Here is a 14,831-nt window from a genome sequence, read left to right as displayed (position 1 = left end):
CATGCCGTTCCACAGCGATTGCAACACCTGGGCCGAGATCAATGCCCAGCCCGCGATCTGGCGCGACTGGGCGTCGCCGCTGGAGGCGCAGGCGGCGGAACTCGCCGGCTGGATCGTCGATACCGGTATCCGCCACATCTGGTTCTGCGGCGCCGGCACCTCCGCTTTCATCGGCGATGCGCTGGCGGCCACGGCCCATCCGCGCCTCTCCCTGCGCTCGGTACCCACGACGGATCTCGTTGCCGCGCCGCAGGATTTCCTACCGCCGCCCGACGATCTGCTGGTCGTCCAGTTCGGCCGCAGCGGCGACAGTTCCGAGAGCGTCGGCGTGATGGACCTGCTCGACACCCACGCGCCGCAGGTCCACCAGCTCAATATCACCTGTAATCCGAATGGCGCGCTGGCCAAACGGCCAGCCCCCGGGCCGGGGCTGCGCAAAGTGCTGGCCCTGCCGGAAGCGACCCACGATTCCGGCTTCGCAATGACGTCGAGCTTCACCACGATGCTGCTCTCTGCGCTGGCGGTGCTGGATGGCGGCCAAGTCATTGGGCGGATCACACGGCTGGCTAATGCCGCCGACGACATCCTGCCCGCACTGGCCAACCTGCCAACGCCCCGCCCAGCACGGGCGATCTTCCTCGGTTCGGGCCCGCTCAAGGGCATCGCCCGTGAAAGCGCACTGAAGACACTGGAACTGACCGCAGGCCAAACCATGTGCCAATGGGATTCCACTCTCGGGTTCCGGCACGGGCCGAAGGCCGCCATCGGGCCGGACACGCACGTCTCCGTGATGGTCCATCCGGACGCCCATACCGCGCGTTACGATCGCGATGTCGCCGAGGAGATCCGGCGGCAATATCCTGATGCGGTGGTGGAGACCATCGGCGACGATGGCTGCGACATGGTCCTGCCCCTGACCGGGGACGCCCGTTGGGACGCTGTGCTCTATGTTCTCGCCGCGCAGGTACGGGCGGTCATGTGGTCTGCCGAACTTGGCCTGCCCATCGACAACCCCTTTGCAGGGCAGGACAGCCTTTCGCGCGTTGTCACGGGCGTCACTCTCTACGAATATGAGGCGCAATGACCGCACGCCCTGTCCCTCTCTGCGGTGCCATCGACCTCGGCGGCACGAAAATCGAAGCCCGGCTCTTCGGCCCCGGCATGGAAACGCTGGAACTTCGCCGCCGACCGACGCCGATATCGGATTTCGACAGTTTCGTGGCGGGACTTTCGGAACAGATCTCCTGGCTAATGGACAGCGCCGGAAATCCCGGCCTGCCCGTCGGCATCGGCATTCCGGGACTCATCGACAAGGCGACGGGCGAGTGTTTCGCCTCCAACGTCCCCGTCTCGGGCCGCCGCTTGGGAGCCGCGCTCGCGGAGGTATTCGGCCGCGACTTCCCGATTGCCAACGACTGCATGGCGCTGGCCCTGTCGGAGACGAACGGCGGCGCGGGCGACGGGTTCGAGCAGGTGATCGGGCTGGTGCTCGGCACCGGCGTCGGCGCCGGGCTTTGCTTCAACGGTCGGATTCCCGAGCGGCTGTCCGGATTGGTATTGGAAATCGGTCACGTTGGTATGCCCGCACGCGTGCTGGAAAAATACGGCCTGCCACTCTGGCCCTGCGGCTGCGGCAATACCGGCTGCATGGAACGCTACATGGCCGGGTCGGGCTTCGAACGGCTTTCCGAGTTCCTCATCGGCACCCGGCTGGATGGACGGGAGACCGTTTCCCGCGCCACTACGGGGGATGCCGATGCGCAGCTGATATACGACGCCTGGATCGACCTGGCCGCCGAGTGCCTGCTGACGCTGCAACTCACACTCGACGCCGATTGTATCGTGCTTGGCGGCGGTGCGTCGCAGATTCCGGGACTTCTGGAGCGTCTCGACACCGCGCTCGCAAGTCGCCAGCTTGGCACACTCAAGCCCCCTGCCCTGCGAATCGCGCAACATGGGGACAGCAGCGGCGCACGCGGTATGGGTCTCATGGCGCTGAAATCAGTGCGATGATCCCCTCGGTCCGAGGGAATGGCTTATCCAGAATACCGGCGCGGCGGGACGGCGTCTGCTCGCACTATCGGAGATGAAACTATGACCGTGATCGTTCCCGACCTGCTCTGGCGCGACGGCCGTCTGCAATCAGGCTGGGCGGTGGAATTGGGTGATCATGGAATCGCGGCGCTACGACCGGCGGAAAGCGGCGAGACTGTCGCGCTCAGACCGCATATCCTCATGCCGGCCTGCACCGATCTCCAGGTCAACGGCTCAGGCGGGGTGATGCTCAACTCCGACCCTTCGCCACAGGCGATCGAGACGATCGTCGCAACCCAGCGGATGCGCGGCACCGGCTGGGTGATGCCGACACTCATCACCACAACGCTCGCGCAGATGCGCCAGGCAACCGATGCGACCATTGCCGCCTGGGGCCTGCCGGGGTTGCTCGGCCTGCACCTCGAAGGCCCCTACATCAACCCGGTTCGCAAAGGCACGCATGACGTTTCGCAGATCCGTCCCTTCGATCCGGAAGCGATGGTCCTGCTTGCAAGGCTCCGCGACGCAGGCATCCCTGTCATGCTCACACTGGCACCGGAACAGGTGCCCGCCGAGACGATCCGTACCATTGCCGACCTAGGCGTTGTCGTCTCCGGAGGGCACACACAGGCGACGGTTGAGGAGGCGCGCGCTGGCATAGATGCCGGGCTTCGTTGCTTCACCCATCTTTACAACGCCATGCCACAGATGCAGTCGCGTGCACCGGGCGTTATCGCCGCAGCGATCAACTCCGAGGCCTATGCCGGTATCATCGCCGACGGCCATCATGTGCATTGGGACATGGTTGCCCTGGCCTGCCGCGCCCGTCCCGCGCCCGGCCGCATGTTCCTCGTCTCCGACGCCATGTCCACCATCGGCGGACCCGACCATTTCGACCTTTACGGCGAACGGATCACCGTCCGGGAGGGGGTGCTGGTGAACGCTGAAGGCTCGCTTGCGGGTGCGCACATCGACATGGTGACAAGCTTGCGCAACCTCGTGGTTCACGCCGGACTGCGCGCAGAGGAAGCCATCGCCATGGCGACCGACGTCCCCAACCGTGCCATGCGCCTTGCGCCGCCCGCCCTCGAACCCGGGCGCGCACGCGCGGAATGCCTCGCTCTGGACACGGATCTCCGGCCAATCGCCCTGCCCTGATCTCGTGCGCCTCGACGCCGTCAGGTTTTCTATCGGTAGAGCACAATTCGATAGCAGCGGTAGACTACACTGGCCCGCTTGTCTGGGTCGCGCCTGAAATCAAACCAGATAAAGATTGACCCCAAGCGTGCGCATCTGCGCCACGTTCGGATCGTCTGGTGCGAGATCCGTCACCACCATGTCCACGTCGGTCACGGCACAGATCCGGTGCAAGGACGGCTTGTCGAACTTCGATCCATCGGCAAGCACGATGCTCCGGCGCGCGGCGGCCATAAGAATGCGCGTGTTCTCGGCCTCGTCCTCCATCACCGTCGAAATCCCGCGCTCGGCGGAGATACTGTCAGCGCCCATCATGAAGGTGTCGAACTGCATTCCCTTGAGCGCCTCGCCGACCAACCGCCCCGTCATGCACATGGAGGCACGGCGCACCGTGCCGCCTGTCACAATCACATTGTGCTTGTCATGAGAAAGTGCCGCCTGCGCAACCAGAAGACCGCTTGTCAGAACAGTGATCGGCGGCAGTGCCCCCAATTCGCGGGCGAAGCTCTCCGCCGTCGACCCGTTGTCGATCAGCAGCGCGCTGTCGTCCTTCACAAGTTCCAGCGCCGCGCGCGCAATCGCCGTTTTGCGGGCAGCATTTGTCATGCGCCGGTCGGCATGCTGCGGCTCGATAGGGTAACCATCCTGCCGCTCCGCCGCCAGCGACAGCGCCAGATCGATCCGGAACTCCGCAAGGCCGGATTTACCGTATGTCTTGCAGAAACGGATCAGCGTCGGCTCGCTGGTCTCCAACACCTGGCACAGGTCCTTGCTGGTGCGGCGAATGAAATCCTGCGGCTGGTCGAGTGCATATTCCGCAATCGACTTCATCTTCGGGCTAAGCGTCGGCAGACTGTCCCGCACCACGTCGAAGAGGTTGGTCGCAACGATGTCCTGCGCGGTCATTCCGCCGATCCTTCCGCTGGGTCCGGTTCAGACTAGATGAAACACCAGGCAAGAACAACTCAAGCCCCGGTTTGGGCAACCCCGATCGAAACGGGATCGGCTTGACCGATTCCGTCATCCCGGCGGTAGTGATCGACCATCCGCAGATCCCGCGCGGCCGGTTCGTCGAGGATCACCGTCACGTCGCGGTGCATCTGCAATGCGGTGCAAGGCCAGAAGGCACTAACCGGCCCTTCGACCAATTGCGCCACTGCTTCTGCCTTCTCCGCGCCCGTGGCCAGAAGCAAGATCTCCCGAGCCGACAATATGGTGGCAATGCCCATGGTTATCGCATGGCTCGGCTGTGACTCTCCGCGCGCAAAGAACCGGCTGTTTGCCGTCAGAGTGGACGGTGTGAGGCGGGTGGCTCTGGTACGCGAGGCTAGCGAACTCGACGGCTCGTTGAAGCCTATGTGGCCGTTCCGACCAAGACCCAAAAGTTGTAGATCGATTGGCCCCAGTCGCAAGATATCGGCCTCGTAGGCGCCTGCAGCCGCTTCCGGCTCTGAGCTCGCCCCATCCGGTAGATACGTGGCGTCCGCCGGAAAGTCCACGTGTTGGAAGAACCGCCGCTGCATGTAGTGGGCGTAGGATTGCGGGTGCTCTGGCGAGAGCCCGATGTACTCATCGAGATTGAAACTGCGGGCACCGCAGAACGACACCTCCCCCCGCCGATAGGCTCCGATCAGAGCTTCGTAGAGTGCTTCCATCGTACCACCGGTCGCGAGTCCGAGAACCGACTCAGGCTGTTGCCGCAATTGCGCGACAACAGCCGAGGCAGCCGCCGCAACGGCACCTGCCCGATCAGGAAAAACGAGTGTCCGCATATCATCCCAAATATTTTGTAATACTAATAAATCACGCCAAAATATTTGTGTAAAGATAAACTAACTTGCGCGAAAAACTAGCAGCGCGCCTAAGAAGCAGGCTGAGTCTTCGGCACCACGAGTGAGAGATGTACTGGCCGAGGCATGCGCTGCGTTCGGCTATTGGTCATTCGTCGGTGTGCAACGCCAATGTCGCCTTGAGGCACGTCACAAGAGTCCTGCGCAAAGCACGCGCGTAGGAGCGCGGTGCCAAAACACGCATGTGCCGGTCGGGCGCGAGGCAGAAAACGATGCAGCCTACATGTTCAATCACGCTCCGCTGCACCTCGCCCGCTCGCATCTCATGAATGTCAAAGCAAACCAGTCGCTCGAACGCGCCCGACACACCTTGCCCGGTTACGTCAAGTCCGACCCAGCCATCGCTCTGCTCGACGACGGCGGCCGCTCCCTGCATAGCGGTTTCGAGCCGCTCCGTGAGATCGTCGCAAGTGCCGCGCGAGCCAAAGACCATCCACAATCTTGCACCCATCCAGAAACACCCGAGGTTCCCGGTTTGGACGAACCCGCCAGGCCCGGGCGGTCGCGCGCCGAGCACATCGGCGAGCCGCTGTTCGACATCCGTCCCGCTGACCCCTGCAACCGAAGTCAAAGCCAGGTCAGGCTTCATCAGGGCGAATGGCCCGATCTCGGCGGCAGCGCTGTCCTGCCCGAATGGAGACCATGGGGTCAAACGATACTTAGCCACGCAGACGCTCCCCTTTGGGATCAATGAAATGCGGGCTAACGACCCTGGCGCGCACGCTGGCGCCCTCGATTGGATTCGCCACCTCGACGACTTCGCCCCATCGAACATCCCCGCGCTCGAAAAAACCAAGCGCAATGGACTTGCCCAGATGCGGAGAATAGCACGCCGATGTTGTCCAACCTTCGTCGTGCGCCGGCGTTTTTTCTGCACCATCCTCGAACAGATGGCTGCCGGCCGCCAGTTCCGCCGTCCCGATTGCCTCCAATCCGATTAATCGAAATCCGCCCTTCTCCGAGAGTGCCGGACGCCGGCTAAGAACCCCGCCGATGCAATCCTTGTTCGCTGACACCATGCGTGCCATGCCAAGGTGGGTAGCCGAGGTTTGGCCATTCAATTCGCTCGCCGTTGCGTGGCCTTTCTCGATGCGCAAAACACCGAGCGCCTCGGTGCCGTAAGGGGTCACCTCATAGTCTGTACCCACGTCCATAAGCACCTGCATCAGGCTGTTGCCGTAGCAGGCGGGAACGGCGATTTCATAGGCCAACTCGCCTGAAAAGGAGATCCGGAAAAGCCGTGCTGGCGTTCCGCCGCAAACCCTGATCGCCGCGCAGGCCATAAAGGGGAAGGCGTCGTTCGAAATATCGAACACCGGATCAACGATCCGTTGCAGGAGTTTCCGCGCGTTCGGCCCGGCCACGGCCACCTGCGCCCAGGCGTCGGTGACCGGCATGAGCTGTACGTCGAGGTCCGGGCGCAGGCATTGCCGGACGAATTCCATATGCCGGTAGACACACGCCGCATTGGCCGTCGTGGTGGTGACCACGAAATGGGCCTCCGCCAACCGGGCGACCGTGCCGTCGTCCAGCACGATCCCGTCCTCGCGCAGCATCAGGCCATAACGGCACTTGCCGACCGGCAAACGTTCCATGCCGTTGGCATAGAGCAGGTCCAGGTACTCCGCTGCCCCCCTGCCCTGCACGTCCACCTTGCCCAACGTCGACACATCGCAGATGCCCACCGAGCTGCGCACCGCCAGTGCCTCCCGGTCGACGCTCTGGCGCCAATGCGTCTCGCCCTCACGCGGGAAGTACTGCGCTCGCAGCCACGGCCCCGCCTCGACGAAAACCGCGCCCTGCGCCTCGGCCCAGTCGTGGCCCGGCGTCAACCGCGTGGGGCGAAATTCCCGCCCCCGTGACCGCCCTGCGAGGGCCGCGATGGGCACCGGCGTATAGGGCGGGCGAAAGGTCGTGGTGCCGGTCTCCGGTATGGACTTGCCGGTCAACTCCGCCATCACCGCCAGCGCGCCCAGGTTGGCCAGCTTCCCCTGGTCGGTCGCCATCCCCAGCGTCGTGTAGCGTTTCAGATGCTCGACTGAGCGGAACCCTTCCTGATGAGCAAGCGCCACGTCTTTCACGGTCACGTCGTTCTGGAGATCGAGCCAGCTGCGTCCCCTGCCCTCTCCGGTGTGCCAAAATGGGCGGATGTTGACCGGGGCGTCCTCCGCGCGCGGCAGGTCCGGCGGCGTCGTCCGGATGCCCAGCCCGTCGAGCGCCGCCACTGTCGCCGCCACGCCCGTGCTCACCGCCCCGTGGGTGGAGAAAACACCCGCCGCCGCCCCGGCAACCAATTGCCTCTCCGGCAGGGTCTCCCCCGGCACAAACGTCGCGATCTCCGGGCGCCACACCGGGCGCCCGCCCTGGTGACAGGTCAGTGCCAATGCCGGGTTCCAGCCTCCAGCGACCCCGAGCGCGCCGCAGGGCACCACCTCGGTGCTGCCGTCGGCCCGCCGTAGCGTGATGCTCTTCAACCCCAAGCGCCCCGCCGTATCGACGACCTGCGCGCCCGCGAAGAGCGGGTAGTCTCCGAGCCGCGGCGCGTCCTCCCGCACATCCACCACCGCACCGACGTCGGCCCCCTGCCCCATCAAGTCCATCGCCGTCCGGTGCCCGTCGTCATTGTTCGTGAACACCGCGACTGTGCGGTCCGCCGCCACCGCCCAGCGATTTGCATAGGCCCGGAGCGCTCCGGCCAGCATAACACCCGGCCGGTCGTTGTTCCCAAAGGCGATCGGCCGCTCGGTGGCCCCCGTACAGACCAGCGCGCGTTTCGACCGGATCTTCCAGAAGATTTGTCGCGGCAAGTCCGGATGCGGTGCAGCAAGGTGATCGGTCACGCGTTCCAGCGCACCGTATACTCCGTTGTCATAGGCGCCGACCACCGTTGTGCGCGTCTTCAGCCGCACATTGGTCAGCCCGCGCAATTCCTCCAGCGTCGCGGCGCGCCATTCCTCCGCCCGTGCATCGCCCAGACTCAGGCGCTCGGCCAGAAGCCGCCCGCCCATCTCGAAATCCTCGTCGGCGAGGATCACCCGCGCGCCGGCCCGCCCCGCCGTCAATGCTGCCGCAAGCCCCGCCGGACCGGCCCCGATCACAAGTAGATCGCAAAAGAGCGTGCCCTTGTCGTAGCAATCCGGGTCCGGCGCCTCAGCCAACCGCCCAAGCCCCGCCGCGCGCCGTATGAGCGGCTCGTAGACCGTCTCCCAGAAGGCAGCAGGCCACATGAAGGTCTTGTAGTAGAACCCGGCGCCAAGCACGCTCGACAGACGGTCATTCACGCCGAGCGCATCGAAGGCAAGCGAGGGAAACCGGTTCTGCGAGCGTGCCTCCAACCCGTCGAACAGCTCGACCTGCGTGGCGCGGGTATTCGGCTCCCGGCGGGCACCGCGCCGTAGCTCCACCAGCGCGTTCGGCTCCTCGGAGCCTGCTGTAATCACGCCGCGCGGCCTGTGGTACTTGAAACTGCGCCCCATCAGGCGCACCCCGTTGGCCAACAGCGCGGAAGCCAGCGTGTCGCCGTCGTATCCCTGATAGCTGCGACCATCGAAGGTGAACCGCAGCGGCTGGCCCCTGTTGATCCGCCCCCCCTGCCCTCTCCGGTTCATGCGCCGGCCTCCCGGCGAAATGCCACGTCGCTCGCCAATTCCACCTTCAGGATCTCATGGGTCCGCGTATCCCGCGTCACCACCAGCCAGGACCGGTCCCCGTGCTCGTGAAACCACAATTCCCGATGCGCTCCGGCCGGGTTGTCGCGCAGGTAGACGTAGTCGTGGAATGCCTCATCGGCACCCTCCCCCTGCCAGTCGGGCCGCTCGATCAACGCGGCATCGCCCAGATAGGTAAATTCCGCCGCGTCGCGCAGGCCAAGGAGCGGATGGGGGATCAGCATGGTGCGGCCTCCGTCATTGCAGGTTCGGCTGCGGGCCGGCGCCCGCCTCGTCGATGGCCTGGCCGGTACGGAAACGGTCCAGTCGGAAGGCGGTCGCGGTCTCGTGCGGCTGCCCGGTTGCCAGCAGGTGCGCGAAGGCATAACCGGAGGCTGGCGTCGCCTTGAAACCGCCGTAGCACCAGCCGCCGTTGAAATAGAGCCCGTCGATGTGGGTGCGGTCGATGAATGGCGGTCCATCCATCGAAATGTCCATTATCCCGCCCCAGATGCGCAGCACCCGCGCGCGCCCGATCATCGGCAACATCGCCATGCCGCCTTCGCAGACCGTCTCGATCACCGGCAGGTTGCCCCGCGCCGCATAGGAATTGTAACCGTCGATATCGCCGCCGAACACGAGCCCGCCCTTATCCGACTGGCTGATGTAGAAATGCTGGGCACCGAAGGTGATTACCCCCGGCAGCACTGGTTTCAGACCTTCGGTTACGAAGGCCTGCAACACGTGACTCTCGATTGGCAAGCGCATTCCGGCCGCCGCCATGACCTTGCTCGACGCGCCGGCTACGGCCACACCCACTGTCTGCGCGCCGATATAGCCGCGCGTCGTTTCCACGCCGCGGATCACGCCCTGCTCGATACGGAATCCCGTGACCTCGCAGTTCTGGATGATGTCCACACCACGGCTATCGGCGGCCCGCGCGTACCCCCAGGCCACCGCATCGTGCCGCGCGGTCCCGCCGCGCCGCTGCATCAACGCACCCTTGATCGGAAAACGAGCGTTGTCGAAATCGAGAAATGGTGCTTCACGCCGCACGGCGTCTCGATCCAGCAACTCGGCCCCCGCACCATGCAGGATCATTGAATTGCCTCGCCGCCGGTAGGCGTCGCGTTGCCCATCGGAGTGGAACAGGTTCATGATCCCCCGCTGGCTGACCATCGCGTTGTAGTTAAGGTCCTGCTCCAAACCCTCCCAGAGCTTCATGGAAAACTCGTAGAAACGTTCATTGCCGGGAAGCAGGTAATTCGAGCGGATGATGGTCGTGTTGCGCCCGACGTTTCCGCCGCCGATGTACCCCTTCTCCAGAACCGCGATGCGGGATCTGCCATAGACCTTTGCCAGGTAGTGCGCCGTTGCCAGACCGTGCCCGCCGCCGCCAACGATCACGAAGTCATAAGATTGCTGCGGCGCTGCATCTCTCCACGCGGGGACCCATCCTTTGTTGCCGGTCAATGCCTCCTTGATCAATCTCAGCCCGGAATAGCGCAAGTGCGTCGCTCCACCTTGTTACACGCTAACCCTAGGTGCAGAAGCTGGATCGAACTTTGCCAATACCGTCATTTTCTTATCCCTTCTAACCGTAAGCCCACGAGTTCTTCCCATGGTCGCTGCGGCCTGCCGGGTTCCGCCGGGCTGCAAGGCGACTGCACTCCTGCGGGTAAGCAGGGAAGTTGAGGAAGTGATATTATTTTTTTATTTCAATTGCTTCGAGTATTCTCCTTCAAGATACCTATAAGCCCCTTCCACACCTTTTGGAATTTCGACTTCGGGACCAAGAGCGGCGGCGCTTTCGGCTCTGAATTCAGATAGAAAGCGCCACAGCTTGCCGTTGCAACTTGTACCCGATAGTCGCCCAAATGCTACCCCAAGTACAGGCCTTTGATAGAGAAGGACCTTGGCACCTACCATCCTCATCGCCTATGCAACTGACTGGAACCACTTCGTACGTTAGTTCCGAATGCGTGGATGGTCTCCCCTGCCCCGTCGCCGGAACGAGGCGGCTACGACATCGCCGATTGCAGCACGCCAAGTTGACGCGGACTGGCCCTGTCGGTTGCCATGATTGAACGACGCCCGCCCGGATTGTCCTGGGGCCGTCGACCGCACGGTTTCGAGATGGATCGATATGCTCTCCATATCACATCGGTGCCGACGGACATTCAGCGAGGGTTAGCTGGAAATCCACGCGCCGGGCGCGCTCTCGGTACGCGCAAGCAGCGGCGCGAAGCTCCTACCTCCCGCGGCATGGTCGGCTTCGGGCGAACCCGACAAAGTCCCCCGGCCTATTGAGCAACGCGACGCAGGAGGTTCCCCGCGGGGAACCCACCTACTCGTCCAGTTGTTGCAGGAACATCGCCAACGCATCCTCCATGCGCCGCCGATCCTTCGCCGAAAAATCAGTGTCCAGCCGCACTTCCAACCGACCGTGTGAGGCCGTTACTTTCGCGGCGCCTCCGGGCCGTTCGAGGCGGAAGGTCGTGCGGGCCGGTCGCGGCTTCCTCGCCCGCTGCGTTTCACTGCCCGTGACAACTCCAAGCCTCACGATCTCGACCAGAATTGCACGCTCATCTTCTGCATTGCGTGGCGACGGAAGTGCGCCGAGATCCTTAGCAAGCCGCTCCGCCAACGCGGGGCGCGCATCTATTGCCTTGCGCAGGTCCAACCCAAGCTGCCGCGGAATCTCCTGTGGAAATTGAATATGCGGACCAATAACGTCCAGCAATTGCGCGAAGGCACGGATGTAGCTCCGTTTTTGCTTCCCCGCAGAACGAAATAGCTCCAGAACGGCGGCATCGACATCACCTGAACCTGTATCCGGGTCGCTGGCATACTCTTTCGCCAGCATTGCCATCTCCCCAAACGAGATGTCCTTACGCACCAGATTTTCGTCGACCATTCGCCGGTAAAGACGCTCAAGGCTCTCACCGCTCGCGATGATCGTCGCCGGGATACGTGCCCAAGCCTCTTCGTCACCGGTCTCATTCCACAACTCACGCCAGGCCGTCAGCCTCCGCACCCCCTGTACCAACTCGTAGACGCCGTCACCAATCTGCTCGACTTGAACCGGGTTCGACAACCCGATCGCCTGGATCGAGCCCTTGAGTTCGCTGAGATCATCGGTGCCATTGAGATTCCGATCCCGGATCAGCTTGGTCATCGAAATCGCTTCGGTCGGGATCAGATCCGTTATGAGTCCGGCCTTTTTCAACCGGACGTGCTCATGCGCCAACCGGTCGTTTTCGGCACGAATCCGGGCCTCCAACTCGGCACGGTTCGACAAGGCATCCGCATTTTCGCGGACAGCAGAAGCCATCGGACCCCGCCGCGACGAGGGCATTGGATCTGCATGCGCGGGAGCGGTATCGAGGTCCTCTGGGAGGTCGATGTCGAAAACCCTTCGTTTCTTGCTCATGCTTCATCCTCCAGTCGATCCCACGCCTCTAGTATCGTGTCGCGAAACTCTTCATAGGCCTTGTCGAACGTCGCCCGCGCACGACGCCAAGTCTCGCGAGTCATGTCCCGGTAATCGATCTCGTAGACGCTGGAGAGGAAGCGGCCGGATTGCTCCACTGCGCGAGTCATCTCGATCGGGTGCGACGCAACATGCCCCTCGAAAACCTTTCGGAACGCGTCGAACATCGCCCGGTGAAGATCGTTCCCAGGCTCGTAGCGCGTCATCAGGAAGCGGACCTCCTGAAACACCTTGGGCAGGGAGAGGTTCCCCGCGGGGAACCCCATCGACAGATCTTCCAGCGCCTCGGCCAACTGGCCGATGAACGACGTGGTGGAATCGTATTCCCAGTAGCCAGGCCCCGAAGGAATATAAAGCATGTCGGCTGCGAACACAGCATTCATGCTCTGGTAACCGATGGCGGGAGGGCAATCGAAGATCACCAGATCATAGGCATCCGGCGCCAACCCATCGAGGAACCGCGAGACGGCGGCGAAGAAGGACCAGTCCGGATTGAGATGCCGGTACTGTGCCGAGGCGAACTCCACAAAGGCGGCATTCGCACAGGAGGGAACGATATCGATGGAAGACCAGGCAGTCGACTTAATGAAATCCGGCAATCGCAGATCGCCGAGACCCATATCGCGTATCGACGACGGAATATGCCGGCGGGGCAGGGCGGCGCCACTCTCTGCCGCTACGGACGCCTCGTTCATCCGGTCCGTCTCGCGGACCAAGTCGCGGGCCATAATCCCCCAGACTGTGTAATCCTCCGCCACGTCCGATAGACCCATGGAATGGCTCAAGGTCGCCTGAGGATCGAAGTCCACCACGAGAACGCGGTATCCGTCGAGCGCAGCTGCATGAGCAAAGTGCAAAGCGACCGTCGACTTGCCGGCCCCCCCTTTAAAGTTGGCTATGGCAGCCCGAAAGGCCCGTTTGCCTGCGGGCCGCGCCGGAAGGAGCGAACGCCTGTTGATCTTCACACGCCGACGCATCTCGTTGATCTCATCAAGCGTGTACCAGCGTTGGCGCCCGTCGCCCTCGACCTCGCCAGCCGGCAGCGAGGGATCGGCCGCAAGGCGCCCACGAAAAGTCGATTGGTTCACCTTCAAGATGAGTTCCGAAACCTCCCAACTCGAGAAACGGCGGAGCGTTTTTTCCAGTTCAGGTGAGTAGGTTTGTCGCCGAATCCAGCTTTGCATCTTGAGCGAGTTGGCCTGTAACCGGCTCAGGTCTTCATGTGTGTATGTCACTGCACGCCTCGTTGGTGGACGTTGTTTCCGCCTCAAATCGGATTTACGCTGATTTGCGCGTTTTTGCAAAAGTAATTATTGTAGGATCGACGCCGGTACCTCAGCCTCCCAAGCTCAGAAGAAACGGGCCGATTCTCGATTCGCGGCTCATCCCACCACACAACTCAACAAACTGTGGGCTTGCGCGACAATTTGGGGGACACGGTCATTGACCTCACCGGATATAGGGGGACAAAATCAGCAATTGAGGGGACAGCTTGAGTGTCCCCCTATACCAAGGAAACCAGATTCCATTATCTCAGTTTTTCGCCGCTGATAGCCTGTCCACGAAAAAACTTGACAGAATCGGAGCTCGGGACGCTAATTACGGTCAATTGGCGAAAAGCGTTGGGTTGCGACCCGATGACAGACCATGAGCGGCGTTGCCGCAGAGGCAGACAACCGGGTAACCGGCAACACGGCAAGGGTCGGGCAGATGATCCGGACAAAACCCGTTGGGCGCAATGCGCCGGCGATGAAATACGACGTGCTGACCGCTCTTGGCGCTCACGCCCTCGCAGTAGCCGGCGCCGACAAGTCGATGCACAAGCGTTGCTTGCGGCTCATGACCCTCATCACAGCCAGGTACAATTGGCGCAACGAGGAACTTGTCGTCGGACGCCGGGAAATGGCGCGGCTGTGGTGCGTGGACGAACGTACGGTGAAGCGCGAAATGGCACGGCTCAAGGAGCACGGGTGGATCGAAATCAAGCGGCCCGGTGTTCGCGGCCGCATAACGGCCTACCGCCTGTGCCTAGCGCAGATACTGGAGGATACCGCGCCAGCCTGGAGCAATGTCGGCGAGGATTTCGTAGAGAGGATGTCCGAGGGCAATCAGCAAGCTGGCAACAGGGCAGGGGACGGCACGGTTGTGGCATTTCCCGGGAACACCCGCCCTCAACCGCCCGACGTATCGACGGGCGATGAATGGGCAATCTGTTCCGGTCTTCTCTTTTCCGAAGATGCGAGCCTTCACGCTGCATGGTTCGCGGCGCTGACGCGAAAGGGTAGGGCTGGCGACCGGTTACAGCTTCATGCACCTAGCCGCTTCCATGCAAGCTATGTCCAAACCCATCTGGCAGAGCGATTGTTGACGGTGGCTCGACGTGTTGACCCAACCCTTCGCGCCGTAGAGGTTCTACACGATTGAGAAATTTACTTATTAGCTCCGACCGTAGACGCATGCAGTTGGGGGATGTTCGGAAGGTTGGCGTTGTCCGGCGCGAGTGTGCCAGTCATATTGGCGTGTGACCGGAAGAGCCATTCGGCCCATGCCAAGGAAGCGACAGGGAGAGCAACGTGCGAACGAGAGCCGCGGTAGCAATTGAGGCGGGCA

The 14,831-nt window shown here is 62.7% G+C and carries 12 protein-coding genes; 4 read left to right on the top strand and 8 right to left on the bottom strand.

Annotated features, from left to right (window positions below):
* Position 1 precedes the first annotated feature (1 nt).
* The 3 genes from ARC39_RS23670 to ARC39_RS23660 all read left to right on the top strand — a co-directional run bounded on the left by ARC39_RS23670 (position 2) and on the right by ARC39_RS23660 (position 3,192).
* Positions 2–1,084 (top strand): AgaS family sugar isomerase, encoded by a 1,083-nt coding sequence (locus ARC39_RS23670; protein ID WP_068118847.1) that lies wholly within the window; start codon positions 2–4, stop codon positions 1,082–1,084.
* Positions 1,081–2,013 (top strand): ROK family protein, encoded by a 933-nt coding sequence (locus ARC39_RS23665; RefSeq protein WP_068118845.1) that lies wholly within the window; start codon positions 1,081–1,083, stop codon positions 2,011–2,013. The genes ARC39_RS23670 and ARC39_RS23665 overlap by 4 nt, the downstream gene beginning before the upstream one ends.
* Before the next feature lie 81 nt (positions 2,014–2,094).
* Positions 2,095–3,192: an N-acetylglucosamine-6-phosphate deacetylase gene (locus ARC39_RS23660; RefSeq protein WP_068118842.1), complete on the top strand. Its 1,098-nt coding sequence runs from the start codon at positions 2,095–2,097 to the stop codon at positions 3,190–3,192.
* Positions 3,193–3,291: 99 nt separating this feature from the next.
* Here the strand turns inward: ARC39_RS23660 and ARC39_RS23655 are convergent, their stop codons facing one another.
* The 8 genes from ARC39_RS23655 to ARC39_RS23620 form a co-directional block, all read right to left on the bottom strand.
* Positions 3,292–4,137 carry a DeoR/GlpR family DNA-binding transcription regulator gene (locus ARC39_RS23655; protein WP_068118840.1) on the bottom strand — a complete coding sequence of 282 codons (846 nt, stop codon included), beginning with the start codon at positions 4,135–4,137 and terminating at the stop codon, positions 3,292–3,294.
* 59 nt (positions 4,138–4,196) lie between these two features.
* Positions 4,197–5,003, bottom strand: coding sequence for a glucosamine-6-phosphate deaminase (nagB, locus tag ARC39_RS23650; RefSeq protein ID WP_068118838.1), 807 nt, complete (start codon positions 5,001–5,003; stop codon positions 4,197–4,199).
* Between the two features lie 166 nt (positions 5,004–5,169).
* Positions 5,170–5,748: a sarcosine oxidase subunit gamma gene (locus tag ARC39_RS23645; RefSeq protein ID WP_068118835.1), complete on the bottom strand. Its 579-nt coding sequence runs from the start codon at positions 5,746–5,748 to the stop codon at positions 5,170–5,172.
* Positions 5,741–8,689, bottom strand: coding sequence for a sarcosine oxidase subunit alpha family protein (locus ARC39_RS23640; RefSeq protein WP_068118831.1), 2,949 nt, complete (start codon positions 8,687–8,689; stop codon positions 5,741–5,743). The genes ARC39_RS23645 and ARC39_RS23640 overlap by 8 nt, the downstream gene beginning before the upstream one ends.
* The gene (locus tag ARC39_RS23635) at positions 8,686–8,973 is read right to left on the bottom strand and encodes a sarcosine oxidase subunit delta (protein ID WP_068118827.1); all 288 of its coding nucleotides are present in this window, start codon (positions 8,971–8,973) and stop codon (positions 8,686–8,688) included. The genes ARC39_RS23640 and ARC39_RS23635 overlap by 4 nt, the downstream gene beginning before the upstream one ends.
* 13 nt (positions 8,974–8,986) lie before the next feature.
* On the bottom strand, positions 8,987–10,237 hold the full coding sequence (locus ARC39_RS23630) for a sarcosine oxidase subunit beta family protein (RefSeq protein ID WP_068118822.1): 1,251 nt from the start codon (positions 10,235–10,237) through the stop codon (positions 8,987–8,989).
* Positions 10,238–11,075: 838 nt separating this feature from the next.
* Positions 11,076–11,906 (bottom strand): ParB N-terminal domain-containing protein, encoded by an 831-nt coding sequence (locus tag ARC39_RS23625; RefSeq protein WP_368085990.1) that lies wholly within the window; start codon positions 11,904–11,906, stop codon positions 11,076–11,078.
* Between the two features lie 251 nt (positions 11,907–12,157).
* The gene (locus ARC39_RS23620; protein WP_068118879.1) at positions 12,158–13,405 is read right to left on the bottom strand and encodes an AAA family ATPase; all 1,248 of its coding nucleotides are present in this window, start codon (positions 13,403–13,405) and stop codon (positions 12,158–12,160) included.
* A 463-nt stretch (positions 13,406–13,868) separates the two neighbouring features.
* Between ARC39_RS23620 and ARC39_RS23615 the strand changes: the two genes are divergently transcribed.
* Complete coding sequence (locus ARC39_RS23615) at positions 13,869–14,645, top strand: hypothetical protein (protein ID WP_368085989.1); 777 nt, start codon at positions 13,869–13,871, stop codon at positions 14,643–14,645.
* The last annotated feature ends 186 nt before the right edge of the window (positions 14,646–14,831 follow it).

Origin of the sequence: Tropicimonas marinistellae, from assembly GCF_001509585.1 — a bacterium.
Taxonomy (GTDB): domain Bacteria; phylum Pseudomonadota; class Alphaproteobacteria; order Rhodobacterales; family Rhodobacteraceae; genus Tropicimonas; species Tropicimonas marinistellae.
The sequence above is the reverse complement of the archived record's forward strand: the minus strand, read 5'-3'. Positions and strand labels throughout refer to the sequence as shown.

Bases quoted from the DNA above. Each gene is read 5' to 3' on its own strand.
- ARC39_RS23670 (WP_068118847.1), top strand. From the start codon at position 2: ATGCCGTTCCACAGCGATTGCAACACCTGGGCCGAGATCAATGCCCAG.
- ARC39_RS23665 (WP_068118845.1), top strand. From the start codon at position 1,081: ATGACCGCACGCCCTGTCCCTCTCTGCGGTGCCATCGACCTCGGCGGC.
- ARC39_RS23660 (WP_068118842.1), top strand. From the start codon at position 2,095: ATGACCGTGATCGTTCCCGACCTGCTCTGGCGCGACGGCCGTCTGCAA.
- ARC39_RS23655 (WP_068118840.1), bottom strand. From the start codon at position 4,137: ATGACCGCGCAGGACATCGTTGCGACCAACCTCTTCGACGTGGTGCGG.
- nagB (WP_068118838.1), bottom strand. From the start codon at position 5,003: ATGCGGACACTCGTTTTTCCTGATCGGGCAGGTGCCGTTGCGGCGGCT.
- ARC39_RS23640 (WP_068118831.1), bottom strand. From the start codon at position 8,689: ATGAACCGGAGAGGGCAGGGGGGGCGGATCAACAGGGGCCAGCCGCTG.
- ARC39_RS23635 (WP_068118827.1), bottom strand. From the start codon at position 8,973: ATGCTGATCCCCCATCCGCTCCTTGGCCTGCGCGACGCGGCGGAATTT.
- ARC39_RS23625 (WP_368085990.1), bottom strand. From the start codon at position 11,906: ATGACCAAGCTGATCCGGGATCGGAATCTCAATGGCACCGATGATCTC.
- ARC39_RS23620 (WP_068118879.1), bottom strand. From the start codon at position 13,405: ATGCAAAGCTGGATTCGGCGACAAACCTACTCACCTGAACTGGAAAAA.
- ARC39_RS23615 (WP_368085989.1), top strand. From the start codon at position 13,869: ATGAGCGGCGTTGCCGCAGAGGCAGACAACCGGGTAACCGGCAACACG.